The organism is Methylobacterium nodulans ORS 2060 (assembly GCF_000022085.1).
Taxonomy (GTDB): domain Bacteria; phylum Pseudomonadota; class Alphaproteobacteria; order Rhizobiales; family Beijerinckiaceae; genus Methylobacterium; species Methylobacterium nodulans.
This window is the reverse complement of record NC_011894.1, coordinates 5208393-5232075: the sequence shown is the minus strand read 5'-3', so window position 1 is coordinate 5232075 and position 23683 is coordinate 5208393. Positions and strand designations below refer to the sequence as shown.

Annotated in this window: 20 protein-coding genes; 7 read left to right on the top strand and 13 right to left on the bottom strand. The window is 71.4% G+C overall.

What is annotated here, in order from left to right; translation table 11 throughout:
- Window positions 1–501, bottom strand: a complete 501-nt coding sequence (locus MNOD_RS24400; RefSeq protein ID WP_015931631.1) for a GNAT family N-acetyltransferase — start codon at window positions 499–501, stop codon at window positions 1–3.
- Between the two features lie 265 nt (window positions 502–766).
- Here MNOD_RS24400 and MNOD_RS24395 point away from each other — a divergent pair, with 265 nt between their 5' ends.
- Genes MNOD_RS24395 through MNOD_RS24380 form a run of 4 tightly spaced genes read left to right on the top strand, consistent with a single transcriptional unit; the run spans window position 767 to window position 3868 of the window.
- On the top strand, window positions 767–1651 hold the full coding sequence (locus MNOD_RS24395) for a transporter substrate-binding domain-containing protein (protein WP_015931630.1): 885 nt from the start codon (window positions 767–769) through the stop codon (window positions 1649–1651).
- A 6-nt stretch (window positions 1652–1657) separates the two neighbouring features.
- Window positions 1658–2356 carry an ABC transporter permease gene (locus tag MNOD_RS24390; RefSeq protein ID WP_015931629.1) on the top strand — a complete coding sequence of 233 codons (699 nt, stop codon included), beginning with the start codon at window positions 1658–1660 and terminating at the stop codon, window positions 2354–2356.
- Window positions 2353–3069, top strand: coding sequence for an ABC transporter permease (locus MNOD_RS24385; protein ID WP_015931628.1), 717 nt, complete (start codon window positions 2353–2355; stop codon window positions 3067–3069). Before MNOD_RS24390 ends, MNOD_RS24385 begins: the two co-directional genes overlap by 4 nt.
- Before the next feature lie 16 nt (window positions 3070–3085).
- Window positions 3086–3868, top strand: a complete 783-nt coding sequence (locus MNOD_RS24380; RefSeq protein WP_015931627.1) for an ABC transporter ATP-binding protein — start codon at window positions 3086–3088, stop codon at window positions 3866–3868.
- Window positions 3869–4241: 373 nt separating this feature from the next.
- Here the strand turns inward: MNOD_RS24380 and MNOD_RS24375 are convergent, their stop codons facing one another.
- The 3 genes from MNOD_RS24375 to MNOD_RS24365 are packed head-to-tail and all read right to left on the bottom strand — an operon-like array spanning window position 4242 to window position 6864.
- Window positions 4242–5015: a MetQ/NlpA family ABC transporter substrate-binding protein gene (locus tag MNOD_RS24375; RefSeq protein WP_015931626.1), complete on the bottom strand. Its 774-nt coding sequence runs from the start codon at window positions 5013–5015 to the stop codon at window positions 4242–4244.
- A gap of 27 nt (window positions 5016–5042) precedes the next feature.
- A complete protein-coding gene (locus MNOD_RS24370) occupies window positions 5043–5708 on the bottom strand; it encodes a methionine ABC transporter permease (RefSeq protein WP_015931625.1) in 666 nt (221 codons plus the stop codon).
- Window positions 5698–6864 carry a methionine ABC transporter ATP-binding protein gene (locus MNOD_RS24365; protein ID WP_015931624.1) on the bottom strand — a complete coding sequence of 389 codons (1167 nt, stop codon included), beginning with the start codon at window positions 6862–6864 and terminating at the stop codon, window positions 5698–5700. Before MNOD_RS24365 ends, MNOD_RS24370 begins: the two co-directional genes overlap by 11 nt.
- A gap of 376 nt (window positions 6865–7240) precedes the next feature.
- Between MNOD_RS24365 and MNOD_RS24360 the strand changes: the two genes are divergently transcribed.
- Window positions 7241–8413: a zinc-dependent alcohol dehydrogenase gene (locus tag MNOD_RS24360; RefSeq protein WP_015931623.1), complete on the top strand. Its 1173-nt coding sequence runs from the start codon at window positions 7241–7243 to the stop codon at window positions 8411–8413.
- Between the two features lie 106 nt (window positions 8414–8519).
- The gene (locus tag MNOD_RS24355) at window positions 8520–9095 is read left to right on the top strand and encodes a DUF4267 domain-containing protein (RefSeq protein WP_015931622.1); all 576 of its coding nucleotides are present in this window, start codon (window positions 8520–8522) and stop codon (window positions 9093–9095) included.
- On the opposite strand, the gene MNOD_RS24350 is transcribed toward MNOD_RS24355, so the two are convergent.
- The 3 genes from MNOD_RS24350 to MNOD_RS24340 form a co-directional block, all read right to left on the bottom strand.
- Window positions 9073–12291, bottom strand: coding sequence for an error-prone DNA polymerase (locus MNOD_RS24350; RefSeq protein ID WP_015931621.1), 3219 nt, complete (start codon window positions 12289–12291; stop codon window positions 9073–9075). The genes MNOD_RS24355 and MNOD_RS24350 overlap by 23 nt on opposite strands.
- Window positions 12292–12591: 300 nt before the next feature.
- Window positions 12592–14100: a Y-family DNA polymerase gene (locus tag MNOD_RS24345; RefSeq protein ID WP_083786543.1), complete on the bottom strand. Its 1509-nt coding sequence runs from the start codon at window positions 14098–14100 to the stop codon at window positions 12592–12594.
- Window positions 14018–14767: an ImuA family protein gene (locus MNOD_RS24340; RefSeq protein ID WP_015931619.1), complete on the bottom strand. Its 750-nt coding sequence runs from the start codon at window positions 14765–14767 to the stop codon at window positions 14018–14020. The genes MNOD_RS24345 and MNOD_RS24340 overlap by 83 nt, the downstream gene beginning before the upstream one ends.
- A gap of 104 nt (window positions 14768–14871) precedes the next feature.
- Between MNOD_RS24340 and MNOD_RS24335 the strand changes: the two genes are divergently transcribed.
- Window positions 14872–15801, top strand: a complete 930-nt coding sequence (locus MNOD_RS24335) for a hypothetical protein (protein ID WP_244424558.1) — start codon at window positions 14872–14874, stop codon at window positions 15799–15801.
- A gap of 31 nt (window positions 15802–15832) precedes the next feature.
- On the opposite strand, the gene MNOD_RS24330 is transcribed toward MNOD_RS24335, so the two are convergent.
- The 6 genes from MNOD_RS24330 to MNOD_RS24305 all read right to left on the bottom strand — a co-directional run bounded on the left by MNOD_RS24330 (window position 15833) and on the right by MNOD_RS24305 (window position 23638).
- Window positions 15833–16582, bottom strand: a complete 750-nt coding sequence (locus MNOD_RS24330; RefSeq protein WP_015931617.1) for a sigma-70 family RNA polymerase sigma factor — start codon at window positions 16580–16582, stop codon at window positions 15833–15835.
- 200 nt (window positions 16583–16782) lie between these two features.
- A complete protein-coding gene (locus tag MNOD_RS24325; protein WP_015931616.1) occupies window positions 16783–19950 on the bottom strand; it encodes an efflux RND transporter permease subunit in 3168 nt (1055 codons plus the stop codon).
- An 11-nt stretch (window positions 19951–19961) separates the two neighbouring features.
- The gene (locus MNOD_RS24320; RefSeq protein WP_015931615.1) at window positions 19962–21119 is read right to left on the bottom strand and encodes an efflux RND transporter periplasmic adaptor subunit; all 1158 of its coding nucleotides are present in this window, start codon (window positions 21117–21119) and stop codon (window positions 19962–19964) included.
- A gap of 262 nt (window positions 21120–21381) precedes the next feature.
- Window positions 21382–21759 carry a hypothetical protein gene (locus MNOD_RS24315; protein WP_244424557.1) on the bottom strand — a complete coding sequence of 126 codons (378 nt, stop codon included), beginning with the start codon at window positions 21757–21759 and terminating at the stop codon, window positions 21382–21384.
- An 86-nt stretch (window positions 21760–21845) separates the two neighbouring features.
- Window positions 21846–22679, bottom strand: coding sequence for a beta-keto acid cleavage family enzyme (locus MNOD_RS24310; protein WP_015931613.1), 834 nt, complete (start codon window positions 22677–22679; stop codon window positions 21846–21848).
- A gap of 2 nt (window positions 22680–22681) precedes the next feature.
- Window positions 22682–23638, bottom strand: a complete 957-nt coding sequence (locus MNOD_RS24305; RefSeq protein WP_015931612.1) for a 3-hydroxyacyl-CoA dehydrogenase NAD-binding domain-containing protein — start codon at window positions 23636–23638, stop codon at window positions 22682–22684.
- Window positions 23639–23683 lie beyond the last annotated feature (45 nt).

Here is a 23683-nt window from a genome sequence, read left to right as displayed (position 1 = left end):
TCAGGCCCCGCCGACGATGGCCCCCGTCACGCCCTCCAGCGCCCCCTCGCGCAGTTCCAGCACCAGGAACCGCGCCGGGTCCACCGGCCCCGGCAGCGTGAGGCGCCGCGGCGGAACCGGGCGGAAGCCGAAGCGGGCGTAATAGGGCGCATCGCCGACGAGCAGCACGAGGCCGTGCCCGCCGTCCCGCGCGGCGTCGAGCGATGCCGTCATCAGCGCGGCGCCGATGCCGCGGCTGCCGAAGGCCGGGTCGACCGTGAGCGGACCGAGCATCAGGGCCGGCGTGCCGCCGATCCGGACCGGCGAGACCCGGACCGAGCCGACGAGCAGCGTGCCGACGAGGGCCGTGAAGGAGAGGTCGGGCAGATGCGCCACGCCCTCGCGCAGCCGGTAGGCGGTGCGCGCAAAGCGGCCGGGGCCGAAGGCCCGCTCGTGCAGGCGATCGATCGCGTCGGAATCGCCCACGCGTTCGGGGCAGATGACGAGGGGGAGAGAGCTCACGGGATGGCCTCGCGATGGGAAGGACGGACGGATGGCCTCATTGCGGCCGTCGTCGCGCTTCCCCGCGCCGTGCTCCCATGGCTGGCTCCCCTCCGGCCCGAGGCTTAAGGGCCGCGCCGCCCGATAGCAGGCCGGACGGGCCGGTGCAAACCTCCGCTGGCACGGGGCTGGCATCGCGGGGACGCGTGCGATGCGGGGCTTGCGGAGCGGGGCCGTCCGCGGGTTCATTGCAGCGCCCCAACGCGGACAGCCACGGGATCGACCCATGCCAGGATTCTCCACCCCTCCGATGCTCCGGCCGCTCGTCGCGTTCGCCGCCCTCGCGCTCGTCGCGATCGGAGCAGCGGGTCCGGCCGCCGCAGAGGAAGCGGTCCCGCCCGTGGTGCGCATCGCCACCGAGGGAGCCTACGCGCCCTACAACTTCACCAAGCCGGACGGCAGCCTCGACGGCTACGAGATCGAGCTCGCCCGGGAGGTCTGCAGGCGCGCCAAGCTCACCTGCGAATTCGTGGTGCAGGACTGGGACGGGGTAGTGCCGGGCCTGCAGGCGAAGAAGTTCGACGCGATCATGTCGGGCATGACCATCACGGATGCGCGCCTCAAGGTGATCGACTTCACGCGCCCCTATAGCAGCGACTTCTCGGGGCTCGCCGTCGACCGCAACGGGCCGCTCGCCAGGCTCCCCCTCGCCGACCGGAAGCTCAGCCTGACCGCCGACGAGGCGCAGGCGGTGAAGGCCATCGACGAGATCAAGCCGCTCCTCAAGGGCATGGCCGTGGGCGTCCAGGTCTCGACCATCCACGCCGCCTTCCTCGACAAGTACCTCAAGGGTACGGTCGAGATCCGCGAGTACAAGACCACCGAGCAGCATGACCTCGACCTTGCGGCCGGGCGCATCGACGCGATCTTCGCCAACGACGCGGTGCTGCGCGCCACCGCCGAGAAGCCGGAATTCAAGGGGAGCATCGCGCTGGCCGGGCCGCGCTTCCGGGGCGGCATCCTCGGGCAGGGGGTGGCGATGGGGCTGCGCAAGGGCGAGACGGCGCTGAAGGCCCGCCTCGACGAGGGCATCGGCTCGGTCATCGCCGACGGCACGCTCAAGGCCCTCTCGATCAAGTGGTTCAAGGTCGACATGACGCCCCAGGGCTGAGGCCGCGTGGACGCCCTCGCGCTCCTCGGGCCGGGCGGTTGGGGCCCGGCCCTCCTGCTGGCAGCGGGCACCACGCTCGCGCTGGCGCTGTGCGGCTTCCTGGTCGGCGCGGTGATCGGGGCGCTCGCCGCCTCGGCCAAGCTGTCGGGCCTGCTGCCCCTGCGGGCGGCGGCGGATGTCTACACCACGCTGCTGCGCGGGGTGCCGGATCTCCTCGTGATCTATCTCCTGTATTTCGGCGGCAGCGCCGCGCTCGGCTCCGTTGCCGGCCTGTTCGGCGCCTCGGGCTTCGTCGGCCTGCCACCCTTCGCGGTCGGGGTCGCGGCGCTGGGGATCATCTCGGGGGCCTACCAGGCCGAGGTCTTCCGCGGCGCCTATCTGGCCCTCGACCGGGGGCAGATCGAGGCCGCGCGGGCCGTCGGCATGTCGCCCGCGCTCCTGTTCCGGCGGGTGGTGACGCCGCTCGTCGCCCGCACGGCCCTGCCCGGCCTCGGCAATGTCTGGCAGATCCTCCTCAAGGATTCGGCCCTGGTCTCGGTGACCGGGCTGGTGGAGCTCCTGCGGCAGGCGCAGGTCGGGGCGGGCTCGACCCGCCAGCCCTTCACCTTCTATCTCGCCGCCGCCGCCCTCTACCTCGCCATCACCACGCTCTCGACCTGGGGTTTCTCCCGGGCGGAGGCCCATGCGCGACGGGGGCTGCCGTGATCGATCCGGACTTCCTCGGCGAGACCCTGGTCGCGCTGTCGCGCGGCCTGCCCCTGACGCTCGGCCTCACGGCGGGCTCCGTCGCCTGCGGGGCGGTCCTGGCGGCCCTCGCGGCGGCCGCACGCCTCTCCGGGATTCCGGGCCTCGGCCTGCTCGCGCGCGGATACATCTTCGTGTTCCGCGGTACGCCGCTCCTGGTGCAGCTCTTCCTGATCTATTACGGGCTCGGCCAGTTCCGGTACGGCCTCCAGGCGCTCGGCCTGTGGTGGTTCTTCCGCGAGCCCTATTGGTGCGCCCTGCTGGCGCTCAGCCTGAACACCGGCGCCTACACGGCCGAGATTTTTCGCGGTGGGGTGCTGGCGGTGCCGCACGGGGCGCTCCTGGCCGGGCGCGCCTGCGGCATGTCGCGGCTCACGCTGCTGCGGCGCGTGACCCTGCCGCTCGCCGCCCGGCAGGCGCTGCCGGCCTACGGCAACGAGATCATCTCGGTGGTGAAGGCCACCGCGCTCGCTTCGACCATCACCATCCTCGAACTCACCGGCATCGCCCAGAAGCTGATCGCCCAGAGCTTCCGGGCGCTGGAGATCTTCCTCTGCGCGGCCGCCTTCTATCTGGCGATCGTGAGCGCCATCATCGTCCTGGTGCGGCTGGCGGAGGCATGGCTCTCGCCCGACCTGCGTGCGCGGCCGGTGGTTGCGCCGCGCGCCGCGTGACCTTTCGGAGTTTCCCGTGCTGGCTCCCGCTCCGCCCCGCTCCGACGCCGTCGCGGTCCGCAACCTGACGAAGCGCTTCGGCACCCACGAGGTGCTGCGCGGCGTCTCGCTCTCCGCCCGGGAGGGCGAGGTGGTGGCGATCCTGGGCTCGTCCGGCTCGGGCAAGTCGACGCTCCTGCGCTGCATCAACCTCCTGGAGGTGCCGGAGGCGGGCGAGATCACGGTCGGCGGCGAGACGGTCGCCTGGCGGGCTCGCCGCGGCGGGCGCGTGCCGGCCGACCGGCATCAGGTGGAGCAGCTCCGCGCGCGGGTCGGCATGGTGTTCCAGAGCTTCAACCTCTGGTCCCATCGCACGGTGCTGGAGAACGTCATCGAGGCGCCGGTCCACGTCCAGCACCGCCCGAAGGCGGACTGCATCGCCGAGGCCGAGGCGCTCCTCGCCAAGGTCGGCATCGCCGAGAAGCGAGACCATTACCCCGCCCATCTCTCGGGCGGGCAGCAGCAGCGGGCCGCGATCGCCCGGGCGCTCGCCATGCATCCGCAGGTGCTGCTGTTCGACGAGCCGACCTCGGCCCTCGATCCGGAGCGGGTGGCGGAGGTGCTGCGGGTGATCCGGGCGCTCGCGGAAGAGGGGCGCACGATGCTGATCGTCACCCATGAGATGGCCTTCGCCCGCGAGGTCGCCCACCGGGTGGTCTTCCTGCACGAGGGCCGGATCGAGGAGGAGGGCGCGCCGGACGCGCTGTTCCGCTCGCCGCGCTCGGAGCGGCTGCGGCAGTTCCTGGCCCGGGGCGGGTAGGGTCGATCGCCGAGAAAGCGGTAGCGTCCGGCAAGCAGACCGCTTCCACGCCCCTCAGGGTCGATTGAGACCGCGTCGGCCCAGGCGAGGATGTCCGCTCCCTCTTTCCCGGATCTCCTTCCGCTGGCGCTGCAGTCGTGCAGGCCCGAACGGGCCCGGAAAGAGGGAGCGCGCAGGGGCGGAGAATCCAGGAAGGGCGGAGACCCTGTGATCCGGTCTGCGAAGGATCCGTTACGCGGCGCGGAGTTCTGCTCCGCGCCGGCTTGACCTCTGCATGAGGAGCCTGGCGGCCTCCACGCACGTCAGTGTCGAGTCAGGAAGCTCGTGCCCTCCGGCCGCGGGGGATACCGGCGGGACGCGGGATGGTCGCCCGCTACCAGCTCGTCAGCACCGCGCCCTTGAAGGTCTTCTCCACGAAGTCCTTCACCTCGGGCGAGCGGTAGGATTCCACCAGCGCCTTCACCCAGGGCTTGTCCTTGTCGGCGCTGCGCACCGCGATGACGTTCACGTAGGGGCCCTTCGGCTCCTCGCGCAGGATCGCGTCGGTGGGCTTGAGCCCGGCAGGCTCCGCGTAGTTGGTGTTGACCGCCGCCGCATCCACGTCGTCGAGGGAGCGCGGGGTCTGGGCGGCGTCGACCTCGATGAAGCGCAGCTTCTTCGGGTTCTTCACGATGTCGGCGACGCTCGGCTTGAAGCCGACGCCCTCCTTCAGGGTGATCACGCCCTTGTCCTGCAGGAGCAGGAGCGAGCGCCCGCCATTGGTCGGGTCGTTCTGGATCGCGATCGTGGCGCCGTCCGGCACCGCATCCCAGGACTTGTATCGCTTCGAGTAGATCCCCATCGGGAAATTCACCGTCTGGGCGACGCTGTCGAGCTTGTAGCCGCGATCGGCCTTCTGGTTGTCGAGATAGGGCTGATGCTGGAAGGAGTTGGCCTCCAGCTCGCCGGCCGCGAGCGCCTCGTTGGGAATGACGTAGTCGGAGAATTCCTGCACCTGGAGGTCGATGCCGTGCTTGGCCGCGATCGGTTTGACTGCCTCCAGGATCTGGGCGTGGGGGCCCGGCGTGGCGCCGATGCGCACGCGGTCGGCGGCCGCGGCGGGAAGAGCGGCGGCGAGCGCCGCCACGAGGGTGAGAACACGCAACATCGGTCAAGGTCTCCGAGGGGGGAAAGCTCAGGCGTGGCGCAGGCGCTTGTTGAGGCGGCGCGCGAGCCGGTCGCCGATCGTCTGCACGGCCTGCACGAGGACGATCAGCACGGCGACCACCGCGGCCATCATCTCGGGCATGAAGCGCTGATAGCCGTAGCGGATGCCGAGATCGCCGAGCCCGCCGCCGCCGACCGCGCCGACCATGGCCGAGAAGCCGATGAGCGAGACCACCGCGAGGGTCAGGCCGAGCACGATCCCGGGCAGCGCCTCGGGGATCAGCACCTTCAGCACGATCTGGAGCGGGCTCGCCCCGAAGGCGCGGGCGGCCTCGACGAGGCCGGCATCGACCTCGCGGATTGCACCCTCGACTAGGCGGGCGATGAAGGGCGTCGCCGCGACCGTGAGCGGCACCGTCGCGGCGTTGGTGCCGATCGAGGTGCCGGCGACGAGCCGCGTGAACGGGATGATCGCCACGACCAGGATGATGAAGGGCGTCGAGCGCGTCGCGTTGACCAGGATGCCGAGCACCCGGTTGGCCCAGGGCGCGGCGAAGAGCTCGCCCCGCCCGCTCGTGGCGAGGAAGACGCCGAGCGGCAGGCCGAACAGGGTGCCGAGGCCGGCGGCGATCGCCACCATCCGCAGGGTGTCGCCGGTGGCGACGACGAGGAGGCGCAGGAGTTCAGGCGACATGGTTTGATCCGGTCTGGCTCGATCCGGTCCGGCTGGCGGGCGGCCACGCGGCGGCGGGCAGCGAGCCCAGCACCTCCACGTCGAGGTTGCGCGCCCGGAGGAAGTCCTGGGCGCGGGCGACGAGGCCGGGCGCCGACGACACCCCGACCACGAGCGTGCCGAAGGGGCGTCCGGCGATCTCGTCGACCGTGCCCGAGAGGATGCAGGGCTCGATGCCCGCATCGTGCGCGAGCTGCGCCAGCACCGGGTCGGTGGCGTGCGGCCCCCGGAAGGTGATGCGCAGCACGGTGGTCTCGCCCGCGCCCTCCGGCATCAGCCGGGCGGCCAGGACCGGCGGCAGGGCGCGGCCGGTCTCGCGGTCGAGGAAGGTGCGGGTGATCGCCGCCTGCGGGCGGGTGAAGACCTCGAAGACATCGCCGCTCTCGGCGATGCGGCCGCCATCGAGCACTGCGACCTCGTGGGCGATGGCCCGGATCACCGACATCTCGTGGGTGATGAGCAGGATGGTGAGGCCAAGCTCGCGGTTGATGCGCCCGAGCAGATCGAGGATCGAGCGCGTCGTCTCGGGGTCGAGGGCCGAGGTGGCCTCGTCGGAGAGCAGCACCTTCGGCTTGGTGGCGAGCGCCCGGGCGATGCCGACCCGCTGCTTCTGCCCGCCCGACAATTCGGCCGGGTAGCGGTCGCCCCGGTCGGCGAGCCCGACCAGCGCCAGTAGCTCGTCGACCCGGGCGCGGATCGCCGCCCTGTCATAGCCCGCGATCTCGAGCGGGAAGGCGATGTTGCCGGCGGCCGTCCGCGACGAGAGCAGGTTGAAATGCTGAAAGATCATGCCGATGCCGCGCCGCTCGCGGCGCAGGGCGGCCTCGGAGAGGCTGGAGATCTCGGCGCCGTCGACGATGACGCGCCCGCTCGTCGGCCGCTCCAGCCCGTTGACGAGGCGGATCAGGGTCGACTTGCCGGCGCCGGACCGCCCGATCACGCCGAGCACCGAGCCGCGCCGCACCGCGAGGTCGATGCCGTCCAGGGCCGTGATGGCCGCAGCACCCCGGCGCGCCGGGTAGGTCTTGGCGATTCCCTCAAGGCGTACCAGCGCGTCGGACGCGCCGAGGCGGTCGCCGAGGTCGGCCGGGGCCGGCACGCGCACCGGGGCGGTCATGGCCGCGCCTCGGCCGGAGCGGGAAGAGCGGGAGAGAGCATGATCCGTCGTCCGTCTGGTTGGGCGGACAGAAACCGCGGATGGACCGGCGTGTCAACCGAAACGTTCTTTTTAGAGAACGTACCCGAAGAGAAAGCCGTGCCTTTCAGGCAGGGCGAGGCAGGATGCGGTTCCCGCGGGCGGAGCGGGCCTCTGCCATGGGGCCGCCGCAGCCTGAGGGCCGCGCAGTCCTGACCTGAGCGCGGGTCTGAGAACTCCTCCCAAGTCCTGATCGCATGGCTCCTGCCGGTGCGGGCGCGTTGTCCCGCGATGCCGGATCGCGTTCCGCGAGACGGGACGGCGGTCGCGCGCGGATGGCTCAACGAGGAATGCCGGCATGAAGGCTCTGGTTTGGCACGGAACGGCGGATATCCGCTGCGAATCGGTTCCGGACCCGCGCATCGAGGACGATCGCGACGCCATCGTCAGGGTGACGACCTGTGCCATCTGCGGCTCGGACCTGCACCTCTACGACCACTTCATGCCCGGCATGGAGAAGGGCGACATCATGGGCCACGAGTTCATGGGCGAGGTGATGGAGGTCGGCAGCGGCGCCAAGTCCGCCCTCAAGGTCGGCGAGCGCATCGTGGTGCCGTTCACGATCATCTGCGGCCAGTGCGACCAGTGCCGGCGCGGCAATTTCTCCGTCTGCGAGCGCTCGAACCGCAACAAGGCCATCGCCGACAAGGTCTTCGGCCACGCCACCGCGGGGCTGTTCGGCTACACGCATCTCACGGGCGGCTATCCGGGCGGACAGGCCGAGTATGTCCGCGTGCCCTTCGCGGACAAGACGCACATCAAGGTGCCGTCGGGCCTCACCGACGAGCAGGTGCTCTTCCTCGGCGACATCTTCCCGACCGGCTGGCAGGCCGCCGTGCAATGCGACATCGAGCCGACCGACACGGTGGCGATCTGGGGCTGCGGGCCGGTCGGCCAGATGGCGATCCGCTCGGCGATCCTGCTCGGCGCCCGGCAGGTGGTTGCCATCGACTGCGTCCCCGAGCGCCTCAGCATGGCGCGGGCGGGGGGCGCCACCACGATCGACTTCCGCGAGGAGAGCGTCGTCGAGCGCCTCAACGCACTGACGGACGGCAAGGGCCCCGAGAAATGCATCGACGCGGTCGGCCTCGAAGCCCACGCCACCGCGACCCTCGACTCGATCTACGACCGCGCCAAGCAGGCGGTGATGGCCGAGACCGACCGGCCGCACGTGCTGCGCGAGATGATCTATGTCTGCCGCCCGGCCGGCACCCTGTCGGTCCCGGGCGTCTATGGCGGGCTCATCGACAAGCTCCCGTTCGGGGCGCTGATGAACAAGGGGCTCACCGTCCGCACCGGCCAGACCCATGTGAACCGCTGGACCGACGACCTCGTGCGGCGGATCGAGGAAGGCCAGATCGATCCCTCCTTCGTCATCACGCACAGCGTCGGCCTGGAACGGGGCCCCGAGATGTACAAGACCTTCCGCGACAAGAAGGACAACTGCATCAAGGTCGTGCTGAAGCCCTGAGAGCGTCCTGAGCCGACGGGACAGGAAGACAGACCCGTCTGCTGTGGCGTCCGCCAGACGACGGGGAATGCTCCCCCGTTTCGAAAACTCTTCGAGGAGACCCCCCATGCCCGCGACGCGCCCCGACCAGACCCTGCTCTCCCGCCGCACCGCCGAAACCCTCGCCAAGGGGCTCGGCCTGTTCTCGATCGGCCTCGGGCTCGTCGAGCTTCTCGCGCCGCGCCGCCTGACCCGCACCCTCGGCATGCCCGGCTTCGAGGGGGTGGTGCAGGCCTACGGGGTGCGCGAGATCACGAACGGCGTCGCCATCCTCGCCTCGCACGATCCGACGCCTTGGCTGTGGACGCGGGTCGGAGGGGATGCGCTCGACCTCGCCACGCTGGCGACCGGCCTCGATAGCGACAATGCCCGCAAATCCCACGTGATGCTGGCTTTCGCGGCGGTGGCGGGCGTGACCGCGGCCGACATCGCCTGCGCCAGGGCGCTGGAGGAGCAGCGCGAGACGCATCGCGGGCCGTTCCGCGACTTCAGCGACCGCAGCGGCTTCCCGCGCCCGCCGAACGCCATGCGGGGCGCCGCGCGCGACTTCGCGATCCCGAAGGACTTCCGCACGCCGGAGCTGCTGCGGCCGTTCCCGCAGAGCCGCGGTGCGGCGCCCCTCACCGGAAGTCCCGCGTCCTGATCCGCAGGCCGGGGCGGACGAGGCTCCGCGCGCCGCCGCCGCCCGGGCGCGCCTCGTCCCCGCACCCGCCCGGCGACAGCAGGGCGCCGCGCCCGCCGATCTCGGCCAGCAGGTCCGAGAGGTCGATCAGGTGCTCGGCGACGAGGTGGATCACCTCGCCCTCCCGCTGCACCCGGCCGCGGGCCGCCATCATCCCGGCCGACAGGATCAAGCTGCGCTGGCGGGCGAACAGCGCGGGCCAGACCACGAGGTTGGCGACCTCCGTCTCGTCCTCAATGGTGATGAACAGCACGCCCTTGGCCGAGCCCGGCTTCTGGCGCACCAGCACCAGCCCCGCCACGGTGACGCGCGCCCCGTCCCGCAGGCGTTTCAGCGCCGCGCAGGCGCTGATGCCGTCCCGGGCGAGGTCGGGGCGCAGGAAGGCGACCGGGTGCCGGCCGAGGCTCAGGCCCGAGGCGCGGTAATCCGCCACCACGGCGGCCCCCTCGGGCATGGGGGCGAGCGCCACGGCGGGCTCGTCCAGTTCGGGCCGGATCGCCGCCTCGCGTGCGTCCGCCGCCGCGAAGAGCGGCAGGGGCAGGGGCGCGAGGCCCTTGATCGCCCACAGCGCCTCCCGGCGACCGAGGCCGAGCGACCGGAAGGCATCCGCGGCGGCGAGATGCTCCAGGGCCTTGAGCGGCACGGCGGCACGGCGCCAGAGATCCTCGACCGAGCGGAAGAGATCCGCCTCGCGCACGGTGGCGATGCGGGCGCCCTCGGCATTGCCGAGGCCCCGCACCAGGCGCAGGCCGAGCCGCAGGGCCATCAGCCGCCCCTGCGCCGGTTCGAGCGTGCAGTCCCAGCGCGAGGCATTGACGTCGATGGGGCGGACCGGGACCCCGTGCCGGCGGGCGTCGCGCACGATCTGGGCCGGGGCGTAGAAGCCCATCGGCTGCGCGTTGAGGAGCGCGCAGGCGAAGACGTCCGGATGGTGGCATTTCAGCCAGGACGAGGCGTAGGCGAGGAGCGCGAAGGAGGCGGCGTGGCTCTCCGGGAAGCCGTAGGAGCCGAAGCCTTCGAGCTGCCGGAAGGTGCGGGCGGCGAAGTCCGGCGTGTAGCCGTTGCGGATCATCCCGGCGATCAGCTTGTCGCGGTAGAGGCCGATCTTGCCGTTGGCCTTGAAGGTCGCCATGGCGCGGCGCAGGCCGTCGGCCTCCGCGGCCGTGAAGCCGGCCGCCACGATGGCGACCTGCATCGCCTGCTCCTGGAACAGCGGCACGCCGAGCGTCCGCTCCAGCACGCTCTTGAGCGCCTCGCTCGGATAATGGACGAGGCTGCGATTCTGGCGGCGGCGCAGATAGGGATGGACCATGTCGCCCTGGATCGGGCCGGGCCGCACCAGCGCGACCTCGATGGTGAGGTCGTAGAGATGCTTCGGCTGCATCCGCGGCAGCATCGCCATCTGGGCCCGGCTCTCGATCTGGAACACGCCGAGCGTGTCGGCCTTGCCGATCATCGCGTAGGTGGCGGCATCCTCGGGCGGGATCCCGGCGATGTCCTGGGGCGGATTCTCGTCGCCCCGGTGCTCCTTCAGGAGCGCGAAGGCCCGGCGCAGGCAGCCCAGCATGCCGAGGCCGAGCACGTCGACCTTCATGAACTTCAGGGCCTCGATGTCGTCCTTGTCCCATTCGATGGTCTGCCGGTTCTCCATGGTGGCGGGGGTGATCGGGCAGAGTTCGTCGAGGCGGTCGAGGGTCAGCACGAAGCCGCCCGGATGCTGGCCGAGATGGCGCGGCGTGCCGATGAGCGCCTTGGCGATGTCGAGGGTCAGGCGCAGGCGCCGGTCGGAGAGGTTGAGGTTGAGGGCTTCCGCCTCCCGCTCGCCGGCCCCGTCCCGCGACCAGCCCGAGACCAGGCGGGCGAGCGCCCCGGTCACGTCCTCGGGGACGCCCAAGACCTTGCCGACCTCGCGCACCGCGCCGCGGGCGCCGTAGCGGATCACCGTGGCGGTGAGCGCCGCGCGGTGGCGCCCATAGGTCGCGTAGACCCACTGGATCACCTCCTCGCGCCGGTCGTGCTCGAAATCGACGTCGATGTCGGGCGGCTCGTCGCGGTTGTCCGAGACGAAGCGCTCGAACAGGAGCTTTAGCCGCACCGGATCGATGGCGGTGATCCCGAGGCAGAAGCAGACCACCGAGTTCGCCGCCGAGCCCCGCCCCTGGCAGAGGATGCCCTGGTCGCGGGCGAAGCGCACGATCGCCTCGACGGTGAGGAAATACGGTGCGTAGGTCTTGCTGGCGATGAGGTCGAGTTCGTGCCGGATCTGCTCGCGGACATTCTCCGGGATCCCGCCGGGGAAGCGCTGGGCCGCCCCCGCCAGGGTCATGGCCTCCAGCCGCTCCTGGGCCGAGCGGCCGTCCTCCCCGGTCTCGTCCGGATAGGTGTAGGTGAGGTCGTCGAGGGAGAAGCGGCAGGATTCGGCGATGGCCTGCGCCCGCTCCACCGCCTCTGGGTGGCGGGCGAACAGGCGGGCGGTCTCGGCGGGGGGCTGCAGGTGGCGCCCGGCATGGCGCTCACGGGCGAAGCCGGCGGCCTCGATGGTGGTGCCGAGCCGGATACAGGTGACGACGTCCTGCATCAGGCGGCGTTCCGGGACGTGGTAGAGCACGTCCCCCGTCGCCACGATCGGCACCCGGGCCGCGCGGGCGAGATCCGCGATACCCTCGAGCCGCCGATGGTCGTTGACGCCGAAGCGGCGGGTGAGGGCGCAGAAGCTGTGCCGGCCGAAGATCCCTTTCAGGCGGCCGAGCCGCGCCGCGAGGGCGTCGTCCGACTTGTCCGTGAGGAGAACCGCGATCAGGCCCTCGCTCCATTCGGCGACGTCGCCGAAATCCAGCGTGCAGCCGCCCTTGCCGGCCCGCTCCTTGCCGAGGGTGAGCAGGCGGCAGAGCCGGCCATAGGCGGCGCGATCGGTGGGATAGACGAGGAGCGCGGTGCCCTGGTCCGGCCCGGACAGGTCGAGTCGGCAGCCGGCGACGAGGCGGCAGCCCGTCGCCCGGGCGGCCTCGTGGGCCTTCACCAGCCCGGCGACGGAATGGCGGTCGGTGACTCCGAGGGCGGTGAGGCCGAGGAGGGCGGCGGTCGTGAACAGCTCCTCCGGCGAGGAGGCGCCGCGCAGGAAGGAATAATGCGTCGTGACCTGGAGCTCGACGGTCATGGCGGGGAGCACCCGACCGACCTGAACGGCCGGTCCAGGCAGCGGCCAGGATGGGATCGGCGTTCCGGGATGCTTCTTCTGTGGCAACCAATCTCGGCCCTCATGCTGAGGTGGCCGGCGACAGCCGGCCCTCGAAGCACGCCTGACCGCTGGTCCAAGGCTCTGGTGGATGGGAGAATCGGTCCGGGGTGCTTCGAGGCTCCTTCGGAGCACCTCAGCATGAGGAGCGGGGTTGCCTCCACGCATCTCAGGGTCGATTGAGGCGCGTTGCGGGTGCCATGAGACGGGGCGGCCATGGCTTCACGCCTCCCCCAGACCGTGCAGCCACCAGCGTCCCCCTTCCGCGGCCGGGGCGTCGCGGAAGAGCCAGTAGCGGGCGCCGGTCCGGTCCTCGACCCGGTAATAGTCGCGCACGGCCGAGACCTCCGCGTCGCTGCGCCACCACTCGCCGAAGACCCGCTCGGGTCCGTCCGCCCGCGCCACCCGGCAGCGGCGGGCGCGCCAGACGAACAGGGCCGGGGGTGCGTCCGGCAGCTCCGCGATGGCATCGATGCGCTCCGGGGGATCGACGAGCCGGCCCGGCCGCGGCAGCCCCGCGGGCCAGGTGAGGCCGCTCGCCGGCGCGAGCGGCGCCACGCGCCGCACGCTCCGCTCGGGCCACTCGCTCTCGACGGGTGCGGCGCGAAACAGCCGGCCCGGCCCGAGCCGCGCGGCGAGGCGGTCGACGAGTTCGCCCATCGCTTCCGGGTCGGGCTCGCCGTCCGCCGCGAAGGCCGCGATCTGCCGGGCCGACAGGGGCTCGGTGCGGGAGGCCGCCAGGGAGGCCTCCTCGATGCCGAAGCCCGGATCCACCGTAGCGAGGCGCTCCGCGAAGAGCCGGGCGAGATGGGCCGCCTCGCGGCTCGGCCGGGCGGTGCCGAGCGCCAAGGCCTGCGACAGGCCGTCGACCCGGCGGAAGACGAGATCGAGCCGGCGCGCCCCAAGCCCCCGGCGCTCCAGGTCCCGGGCCAGGAGGGCGGTGAGCCGCCCCACCACCCGGGCGAGCGTCTCGGGCGCGCCGATCGGCTCCGCGAAGGCGAGCCGGGCCCGCAGGGTCTCGGGGGGCGCCAGATAGGGCAGGGGTTCCGGGGCGGACCCGAGGGCTTGGTCGAGCCGCAGCGTCACCGCCTCGCCGAAGCGCAGCCTCAAGGGGGCGCGGGGCGTGGCGAGAAGCTGCCCGATCCGCACGAGGCCGAGCTGCGCCAGCCCGGACGCCGTCTCGGCGCCGAGGCGCAGCGCCCGCACCGGCAGGGGCTCCAGCACGGCCCCTTGAGTGCCCGGCGCCACGATCGGCGCCCGCGGCGCATGGCGCGCCACCGCCCAGGCGGCGCCCGGCGTATCGGCGATCCCCGCCTGCACGTGAAAGCCTCCCGCCCTGATGCGGTGCGTGAGATCCATGAGGAGCCCCGCCTCGCCGCCATGCAGATGCGCCGCGCCCGCGCTCTCGATCCAGATCCCATCCGGCGGATCGAGGGCGACGAGGGGGGCATAGGCGAGGCACCAGCCCGCAAGGCGGGCAAGCCCCGCGCGATCGCCCTCCGGATCGGCCTCCACCACCGCGAGGTCCACCACCATGCCCTGCGCCTGCGCCACCGGCATCCCGGGCCGCAGGCCGAGCCGCCGGGCGGCGGCGTCCACGGAGGCCAGTACCCGGCGCGGCCCCTCCGTCGTCGCGGTCACGAGGGGCCTATCCGGCGGCAGCCCGCCGCTCCTGCGCCGCAGGCGGTCGGTCGGCCAGGTCGGCAGGAAGACGGAGACGACCCTGCGCATCGGGAGCCTCGACGAGCCATGTCCGGGGTTCGGCGCCGCGGGCGCGCAGCAGGGCGAGGGACCAGCAGGCCCGCGACAGGCCGGGTACGGAAGAGGCGGGGGAGGGCGCGGCGGCGACGCACCAGCGGGTGGCGGCGGCGCTCGGCTCGGCTCCGGCTCCGGCCCCCTCGCGCCAGCGGCGGATCACCAGGGCGAGCGAGCCGCCGCGCTCGGCGGCGAGCTGCAGCCGGCGCGAGGCGGTGAGCCCGACCCGCGCGACCTCGCCCACCACGGCCGCGAGGCTGCCGTGCCGCAAACCCTCCTCCATGGTCGGGAGAACCTCCGTGACCCGGCGCGTCTCGGCGTAGAGAACCCGGTCGGGATGGAGCCCCACCGCCGCGAGGCCGGGTGCGAAGAGGTCGCGGCCGGCAAGGCACCAGAGGATGGGGCCGGGCAGCCGGGCGAGGAGGCCGCCCACGAAAAGGGCGGCGAGCGCCGCATGGCCGGCGGCCGGGCCGGCCTCGACCACCTCGTGCAGCGCGCCGAGCCGCAGGCCCCCACCCGGCAGGTGGCGGTCGATCGCGGGAATCCCGACGGGCAGGACCGGCCGGGCCTGCGCATCCCGCTCCAGCCCGCCGATCCGCTCCCGCAGGGCGGCGAGCTGCCGTTCTCGTCCGGTCTCATGCATCTCATGTCCGCCACCGGTCCGAACGTTTATGTTCTTGCTTTGTTCTAGCGCGACAGCGCGCCGTCGCGCGAGTCCGTCGGGCTCCGGCCAGGAGCAGCCTGTGGATGGCTGTGGACAACTGGGCTTTGCGAGGGATGCGACGGCGATGGGTCCGCAGGGCCTGTTCGTGGATCCGGCGCTGCCGGCGAGGCCAGCATCCGACAGGATGTGATTCCCAAGCCCGAATCCGCGGCCATCGCCTGTGGCGCGAGAGCGTCGCCCCTCCGCGTGGAATTCATTCCTTCAAGCGCTGCCACAACAAGACCATCAACCGTCGCCACCGAGGGCGGGGCTCAACCCCCGGCCAGCGACAGGTCTTTTCCATGGCTCCGCTCTTCTTTCTCCATCTTCCCAAGACGGGCGGCACCAGCATCCGCTACGCAGCCCATGAGATCTTTCCCAAGGACAAGATCTTCATGCTGTACGGTAAGGACAGCTCGACAACACATCCCTACGCAAATGACATCATGTACTACCGCGGGGGGATGCAGATCGGTGATCAGCTGCAGATGATCTCCGACTATCTAATGCAGAACGAAATCGGTTTCTATTCAAGCCATATGAGCGCGGCCTACCTGCCATGCTTCGATCCGGAGCGGGCCTTCACGCTGGTCCGCGAGCCGACCGAGCAGGTCTTGTCCTACTACGTCTTCCAGAAGAAGCACGGCCGCACGCAGCAGAGCCTGGAAGCCTTCATCGAGGACCCGCGCAACCAGAACGTTCAGACACAGGCATTCGGCTGTGCCGAGATGGACCGGCTCGCCCTGGTCGGGATCCTGGAAGCCTACGAGGCTTTCGTGGAGCGGCTGAACCGTCGCTTCGGCCTCGCCTTCAAGGTGGCGCACAAGAATGCTCGCGGGCTTGCCTCGCGTCTCACCGGCCCGAAGCCGAGCCCGGCCTTGCGCGCCTATGTCGAGCGGCTCAATGCCTCCGACATGGACCTGTATGAGCGCGCGGTCGCGCGCTGGTCGCGGATCGCCGCGAGCCCGGCGTGAACGAGCCCCAGGTCCGGCCTGTGCGGGCCGCTCAGCCTTCGAGGGCCATGAGGCTGCTGTTGGTGAGGACCGAGCGGGTGAGGCGGTCGGCGCCGAGCTCCCCGCCCGTGTAGCCGAGGAGTTCGGCAAGCTTGTCGCGCGCGCGGCAGACGCGGCTCTTCACCGTGCCGACCTTGCATTGCATCAGCGCGGCCGCGTCCTCGTAGGACAGATCGCCGACCGCGACGAGAAGCAGCGCCTCGCGCTGCTCGGCCACGAGCTTGTTCAGCGCCGCCTGCAGATCCTGCACGTCGAGCCGGTCGCCCTGGTTAGGGGCCGTAGTCAGGCGCGCGGAATAGACGCCTTCGCCGTCCTCCACCTCCCGGGAGCGCTTGCGGTGCTCCGAGTAGAAGGCGTTGCGCATGATGGTGAACAGCCACGCGCTCAGGTTCGTGCCGTCCTCGAAGCGATCCCGGCTCTGCCACGCCTTGAGGAGCGTATCCTGCACGAGGTCGTCGGCCCGGGAGGGATTCGCGGTGAGCGTCAGGGCGAAACGCCGCAGGGACGGTGCAGCCGCCAGGAGCTCATCGCGGAAGCGGTCCTGGCTCGGAGCACCGAGGGCGGCGAGCGCGGCCTCGAGGCGGGCGAGCAGGTCCGTGAAGGCGGCAGGGGCCTCGCTCTCGCCGAGTGCCGCATAAGCCTCGCGCAACTGGCGGCCGAGATGCTCCTGCACCTCCGCGGGAAGGGTCGGGGGCGATGCCGGAACCGGCTTGATGCGGCCGGTAGAGGGAGAGTCGGTCATCGGTCTGCACGCTGGCGCGGGGGGACGCGAGCCAAGCTAGACCATAAGTGTGTCGCGGGCGAGGGCCAACCGCCATTCACAGGTGCGCGATCACACCTCACAACGGCTGTTGTGATCGGCCCGGGCCCCATGAACAGCCGGGACGGGCGATGGTTCCGCCGCGTCGTCCGGGCGCGAGCCGTGGACGACGCGGCCTCGCCTTAAGTGAGTGGCGCGGGTTCGCGCTCGAATTCCGGCAGGGCGCGGGCGGGCGCGGCCCCCTCCTCCTCCCGCACGCGGCGGCGCTGGAAGACGCGCATCGCCACCACGAAGAAGACCGGCACCAAGATCACCGCGAGCACCGTCGCCGAGATCATGCCGCCCATCACGCCCGTGCCGATCGCCTGCTGGCTCTTCGAGGCCGCGCCCGTCGCGATGGAGAGCGGCACGACGCCGAAGATGAAGGCGAGCGAGGTCATCACGATCGGCCGGAAGCGCAGGCGCGAGGCCTCGATCGTCGCGGTGACGAGCTTGGTGCCGGGACGCCAGAGCTCGCGGGCGAACTCGATGATCAGGATCGCGTTCTTGGCCGAGAGGCCGATGATCGTGATGAGGCCGATCTTGAAATAGACGTCGTTCGGCATGTCGCGGAGCATCACGCCGGCGACCGAGCCGATGACGCCGAGCGGGATCACCAGCATCACCGAGAGCGGAATCGACCAGCTCTCGTAGAGCGCCGCGAGGCACAGGAACACGATCAGCACCGAGAGGGCCAAGAGCAGCGTCGCCTGCGAGCCGGCCTGCTTCTCCTGCAGGGACTGGCCGGTCCAGGTATAGCCGAAGCCCTTCGGCAACTGCTCCATCAGCCGCTCCATCTCGGCGATCGCCTCGCCCGAGGTGTAGCCCGCCGCCGGCTCGCCGGTGATGCGCACCGACTGGTAGCCGTTGAAGCCGATGATCTGGGCCGGGCCGACGCTCCATTTCAGGTCGGCGAAGGACGCCATCGGCACCATGGTGCCCTGCGCGTTCCTGACGCCGTAGTTCAGAAGGTCGCTCGGGTTGAGCCGCTGCACTGCATCCGCCTGCACGATCACGCGCTGCATCTTGCCGCGGTTGGGGAAGTCGTTGGTGTAGACCGAGCCGAGATTGACCTGGATGGTCTCGTTGATGGCCTCGAAGGACACGCCGAGCGCCGCCGCCTTCTCGCGGTCGATGACGAGCTCGGCCTGCGGCGCGGGCGGCAGACCCTCGACATAGACGTTTTTCAGGACCGGGCTCTTGCGGGCCAGCGAGAGCAGCTGCTCCTGCGCCGCCATCAGGGCCGAGTAGCCCTTCTGCGCCCGATCCTGCAGGCGGAAGCTGAAGCCCGAGGCGTTGCCGAGATTGTCGATCGGCGGCGGCTCGAGCGCCTGGATCACCGCGTCCTTGTAGGAGGCGAGCGCCTTGTTGGTGCCGGCCACCAGCGCGGCGGCCGACTGGTCCGGCCCGCGCTCCGACCAGTCCTTCAGGGTCACGAAGGCCTGCGAGGTCATCTGGCCCTGCCCCGAGAAGGAGAAGCCGTTGACGATCGTCACCGTGGCGACCCCGGGCTGGGCCATGAGGTGCTCCTCGACCTTCTTCACCGCCGCGAGCGTCCGGTTGAAGGACGAGCCCGGCGGCGTCTGGATGTCGACGGTGAAGAAGCCCTGATCCTCGACCGGCAGGAAGCCCTCGGGCAGGCGCACGAAGGCATAGGCCACGCCCGCGACCAGGATGAGGTAGATCGCCATCATCCGCCCGGACTTGGCGATGGCCCAGGCCACGCCGCGGCCGTAGCGCGCCGTCTGGCGGTCCACGAAGCGGTTGAACCAGCCGAAGAAGCCGCTCTTGGCGTGGCCGTGGCCCTTCTCGATCGGCTTGAGCAGCGTCGCGCAGAGGGCGGGGGTCAGCGAGAGCGCGAGCAGCGCCGAGAAGGCGATCGAGGTCACCATCGCGATCGAGAACTGGCGGTAGATGATGCCGACCGAGCCGGGGAAGAACGCCATCGGGATGAACACCGCGACGAGCACCAGCGTGATGCCGATGATGGCGCCGGTGATCTGGCTCATCGCCTTGCGGGTGGCCTCCTTCGGGGAGAGCCCCTCCTCGTTCATGATGCGCTCGACGTTCTCGACCACCACGATCGCGTCGTCGACCAGGATGCCGATCGCCAGCACCATGCCGAACATGGTGAGCACGTTCACCGAGAAGCCCGCCAGCAGCATCACCGTGCAGGTGCCGAGCAGCGCGATCGGCACCACGATCGTCGGGATCAGGGTGTAGCGGATGTTCTGCAGGAACAGGAACATCACGATGAAGACCAGAACCACCGCCTCGACCAGCGTCATCATGACCTTCTTGATCGAGGCCTTGACCGCCGGGGTGATGTCGTAGGGGATGTCCCACTTCACGTTGGAGGGGAAGAACTGCGACAGCTCCTCCATCTTGGCCCGGATGGCCTTGGCGGTCTCGAGCGCGTTGCCGTCCGGGGCGAGCGTCACCGAGATGCCCGCCGCCTCGCCGCCGTTGAGGCGGGTGGTGAACTTGTAGTCCTCGCCGCCGAGCTCGATGCGGGCGACGTCGCGCAGGCGGACGGTCGAGCCGTCGGGGTTCGCCCGCAGCACGATGGCGCCGAATTCCTCCGGCGCGCGCATCTGGCCCTTGACCAGGATCGGGAAGTTGACCGCATGGGCCGCGGGGCTCGGCTGGGCGCCGACCGCGCCCGAGGCGATCTGGACGTTCTGGTTCTGGATCGCCTTCGTCACGTCGGAGGCGCTGAGCGACAGGCCGCGCAGCTTGTCGGGATCGACCCAGATGCGCAGAGAGCGCTCCGTCGAGTAGAGGGTGGCGCGCCCGACGCCGGGGATGCGGCGGATCTCGTTGATGACGTTGCGGATCAGGAAGTCCCCGAGCGCGACCTCGTCCATCGAGCCGTCGGTCGAGACCAGGGTGATGATGTTGAGGGTCGCGGCGGAGGCCTCCTCCACCAGGATGCCCTGCTGGCGGACCTCCGCGGGCAGGCGGGCCTCGACGCGCTTGAGGCGGTTCTGCACCTCGACCGAGGCGTAGCCCGGGTCGGTGCCGGGCGCGAAGGTCGCAGTAATCTCGACGACGCCGAAGGAGTCGCTCGCCGATTCGAAGCTCTGGATGTTGGCCGCGCCGTTGAGCTCGTCCTCGATGAGGCGGGTCGTGCCCGTATAGAGATCCTCCACCGAGGCGCCCGGATAGGCGGTGGAGAGAGCGATCGAGGGCGGCGCGATGATCGGATACTGCGCCACCGGCAGCATCGGGATCGCCAGGATGCCGCCGAGACAGATGAACAGGGCGATGACCCAGGCGAAGACCGGACGGTCGATGAAGAAGCTGGCCACGGCTGCCCTCCTCAGCGACGGTCGGTGCCGGCCGCGGCCGTCTGCCAGGGCACGGTCTTCACCACCGTACCGGCGACGATCTTCTGGAAGCCCTCGGTGACGACCCGGTCGCCGGCCTTGAGGCCGTCGCGGATCACCCACTGGCCCTCGACCACCGGGCCGACCTCGACCGGGTGGAGCATGACCTTGTCGCCCTCGCCGACGAGCCAGACTTCCGCCCGCCCGTCATTGGAGCGGTGGACGGCCTGCTGAGGGACGGCGATCGCGTCCGCGTCGATGCCCTGGCGGATGCGCGCCCGGACGTACATGCCCGGAAACAGCTCGTTGTGCGGGTTCGGGATCTCGACGCGCAGCGTCACCTGGCCGGTGCTCGGATCGGCCGTCACGTCGGAGAAGAGCAGGCGGCCGGGCTCGGAATAGAGCGAGCCGTCATCCATGATGAGCCGCACGCTAGCGGTGTCGGGGGCGATGCTCGCCAGTTCGCCGCTCGCGAGATCGCGGCGCAGCTTGTTGAGCTCGCTCACCGACTGGGTGATGTCGACGTAGATCGGGTCGAGCTGCTGGATCGTCGCCAGGTTGGTGGCGCTGCCCTGCTCGATGAGGGCGCCCTCGGTGACGAGGGCGCGGCCGATGCGGCCCGAGATCGGCGCGCGCACATCCGTGTAGCTCAGGTTCAGCCGGGCGCGGTCGCGGGCCGCCCTGGCCCCCGCCACCTCGGCCTCGGCCTGTTTCTGGGCGGCGTAGGCGGCGTCGTACTGCGCCTGGCTCGCGGTCTGGCGGGCGAGCAGGGTTTCGAGGCGCTCGGCCTGCTGGCGGGCGAGGACCAGGGCGGCCTCGGCGCGGGCGAGCGTCGCCTCGACGCTGTCGAGCTCGACCCGATAGGGCGCCGGGTCGATCTTGTAGAGGAGGTCGCCCTCCTTGACCTGGCTGCCCTGCTGGAAGGCCCGCTTGACGACGAGGCCCGACACCCGCGCGCGGACCTCGGCGATGCGGGTCGGGGCGACGCGGCCGGGCAGTTCGCGCTCGAACGGAATCGGCTGGTTGCGGACCGTCACGATGCTGACTTCCGTCGGCAGGGTCTCGGCCGGCGCGGCACTCTGCTGAGTGGGCTTGCAGGCGGCGAGCGCGAGGGCGGCGAAGGCGGCGAGAGCGAGGCGGCGATGCGTCACGGGCGTTCGGACTCCTGCACGCGGCGGGGCGCTCGGCCCGGACCCGCGGCGATGGCGATGATGCGAGGGGGCGCGCCCGTCGGCCGGGCACGGGAACAGCGATGCGGGCGTAGGGATCACCGCGCCGGGCCGGAACACGGCCGACGTGGCTCCACGCCAGGGATCGGAGGGGACGCGGCCTGAACGGGGCGGATCCGGCCACCATGTGCGCATGCGGCGCGAGCCGCATGGTCGCGGCGTCACCGCGACGGTCGCGTTGCCGTCAGGCGATGGGCTTCGGAGGCCGGTCGAGGCGCATGCCGCATGGAAGCGGGCAGGAGCCGAGATGGCGCGGCGGCAGGATCAGGACGGAGGCGGAGACCGCCGGCGGCTGGGCCATGATCGGACTCGGGCCCTGGGCGCCTTCGTCACATCCGCGGGTCGGCTCGCCGGGCGCCGACACGCTCGTAATGCAGCGCAGCGGAAGGGTCGGCAGGTCGGCGTGCAGGCTCGCGTCGATCATCTGCGGGGTGACGGCGCGCATGACCGCGCCGCCCCGCTCTCCGGCGGCCGAGGCCGCCGAGACAGCGAGCACGGCGACGATCAGGCCCAGAAGGGCCGTCGCAGCGCGTCGCAGGAGAAGATCCAGAAATGCCGTCACGGAGCTTCACAGTGGGGGTATTGGTGCAGCGCCACAAGAGTCCCGCGGCATTCTGTCAATTCGTTGACCGCGCGATCACCAGGTCGTTACCGGCGGGCGGAGAGCAGCGTCCGGGCGATGGTCGGAGTGGCGATCTCGAGGCCGAGGCGGGCGGCGAGGGACGCGATGGCGGCGACCTGGGTGGCGTTGTCCGGGGCGAGGCTGCCGTCCGGCCGCCACAGATTGTTCTCGAACCCGACCCGCACGTCGCCGCCGAGGCAGGAAGCGGTGATCAGGCAGGCCGCCTCCTGCCGGCCGAAGGCGCAAAGCGCCCAGGGCAGGTCGAGGTGGTGCCCCGAATTCCAGGCGGCCAGGAAGGGCAGGAGATCGGCGGGCTCCGAGCGCTGGCCGGCGCTGTAGCGCCCGAGCACGAACAGCACGCTCGCCCGCTCCAGCGGGATCAGCCCGCGGGCGACGAGCCCCTGGAAGCGCGTGACGTCGCCCGCATCGTACAGGATGTGCTGCACGAGGGTGCCGGCACGCGCCTGCTCGGCCAGGAACGCCGCCGCCGCTCCCTCGTCGTCCGGCTCGGCGAAGAGTTCGCGCACCGCCACCGAGAAGGCTTCGGGCCTCAAGCCCCGGATTGCCGCGATCTGCTCGGCGGGCGCGTAGAGGCCGACGGATTCCGTCGTCACCTGCACGATCATCTCAGGGCCAGCCTCGCGCCGCACCGCCGCGATGGCCGCCCGGTAGCGGTCGAGGTCGAGGCTGTGGCGCTCCTCCGCGTCGCGCACGTGCAGATGGATCATCGCCGCACCGGCCTCCCGGCAGCGGGCGGCTTCGAGGCCGAGCTCGCGCGGGGTGATCGGCAGGGCCGGATGATCCGCCTTGGTGAGGCGGGCGCCGTTCGGGGCGACCGCGATGATGAGAGGCTTCGTCACGATCATTCCTCCGCTGTCCCGTCCTGCGCCGGGTCCGGGGCCACGGTCTCGCGCGCCTTCAGGATGCCGACGAGGGCCCGGTCGCGCCTTGCCTCCAGCTCCGCGACGGAGAGGCCCGCCGCCTCCTCGGCGACGCCCGCCACGATCGCCGCCTGCACCTCGGGCGTGAGCGCCGGGTTGCCCAGGGAAGCCCAGCGCCGCTCCTGGCTCGGGCCGAGATGGGCGAGGTAATGGGCGATTCCGCCCGCGCCGCCGCCGAGATGATAGGTCATGTGCGGGCCCATCGCGGCCCAGCGCAGGCCCGGCCCGTGGCAGAGGGCCGCGTCGATATCGGCCACGCTCGCCACGCCCTCGGCGACGAGGTTGACCGCCTCCCGGTAGAGCGCCGAGGCGAGGCGGTTGGCGATGTGCCCCGGCATCTCCCGCCGCAGGATGACCGGGCGGCGCCCGAGGCCGCGATAGAAGGCGGCGGCCCGCGCGGCGGTGGCGGCATCGCCCGCCACGATCTCGACGAGCGGCACGAGGTGAGGGGGGTTGAACGGGTGGGCGACGAGGACGCGCTCAGGCCGCGCGCAGTCCGCCACGATGGCGCTGCGCAGGAGGGCCGAGGTGCTGCTCGCCACGAGAACCTGCGGCGGCAGCAGCCGGTCGATCTCGGCAAGCAGCGCGCGCTTGAGGGCCTCGGTCTCGGGCGCGTTCTCCTGCACGAACTCCGCGCCGTCGAGAGCCTCCGGCACCCTGGGCACGAAGCGGAGCCGCCCCGAGCCGGTGAGGCCGAATCCCGCAAGCTGCGCCCGCGCGCCCTCCACGAAGGCACGCAGGCGCTCCTCCGCCCCCTCGGCCGGATCGGTCGCCGTCACGTCGAGGCCGTGGACGAGGAAGAGCGCCGCCCAGCTCGCCCCCACCGTGCCGCAGCCGATCACCGCCGCGCGCTGCACCCTTCCGCCGCCCTGCGCCACGTCCTGGCCTCCCTCCGCAATCCGCGAGTCTAAAGTCTTATCCCG

What these genes read in the sequence shown, in the direction of transcription:
- MNOD_RS24395 (WP_015931630.1), top strand. Translation starts at nt 767, where the DNA reads ATGCCAGGATTCTCCACCCCTCCGATGCTCCGGCCGCTCGTCGCGTTC.
- MNOD_RS24375 (WP_015931626.1), bottom strand. Translation starts at nt 5,015, where the DNA reads ATGTTGCGTGTTCTCACCCTCGTGGCGGCGCTCGCCGCCGCTCTTCCC.
- MNOD_RS24370 (WP_015931625.1), bottom strand. Translation starts at nt 5,708, where the DNA reads ATGTCGCCTGAACTCCTGCGCCTCCTCGTCGTCGCCACCGGCGACACC.
- MNOD_RS24365 (WP_015931624.1), bottom strand. Translation starts at nt 6,864, where the DNA reads ATGACCGCCCCGGTGCGCGTGCCGGCCCCGGCCGACCTCGGCGACCGC.
- MNOD_RS24360 (WP_015931623.1), top strand. Translation starts at nt 7,241, where the DNA reads ATGAAGGCTCTGGTTTGGCACGGAACGGCGGATATCCGCTGCGAATCG.
- MNOD_RS24355 (WP_015931622.1), top strand. Translation starts at nt 8,520, where the DNA reads ATGCCCGCGACGCGCCCCGACCAGACCCTGCTCTCCCGCCGCACCGCC.
- MNOD_RS24350 (WP_015931621.1), bottom strand. Translation starts at nt 12,291, where the DNA reads ATGACCGTCGAGCTCCAGGTCACGACGCATTATTCCTTCCTGCGCGGC.
- MNOD_RS24345 (WP_083786543.1), bottom strand. Translation starts at nt 14,100, where the DNA reads ATGCGCAGGGTCGTCTCCGTCTTCCTGCCGACCTGGCCGACCGACCGC.
- MNOD_RS24340 (WP_015931619.1), bottom strand. Translation starts at nt 14,767, where the DNA reads ATGCATGAGACCGGACGAGAACGGCAGCTCGCCGCCCTGCGGGAGCGG.
- MNOD_RS24335 (WP_244424558.1), top strand. Translation starts at nt 14,872, where the DNA reads ATGGCTGTGGACAACTGGGCTTTGCGAGGGATGCGACGGCGATGGGTC.
- MNOD_RS24330 (WP_015931617.1), bottom strand. Translation starts at nt 16,582, where the DNA reads ATGACCGACTCTCCCTCTACCGGCCGCATCAAGCCGGTTCCGGCATCG.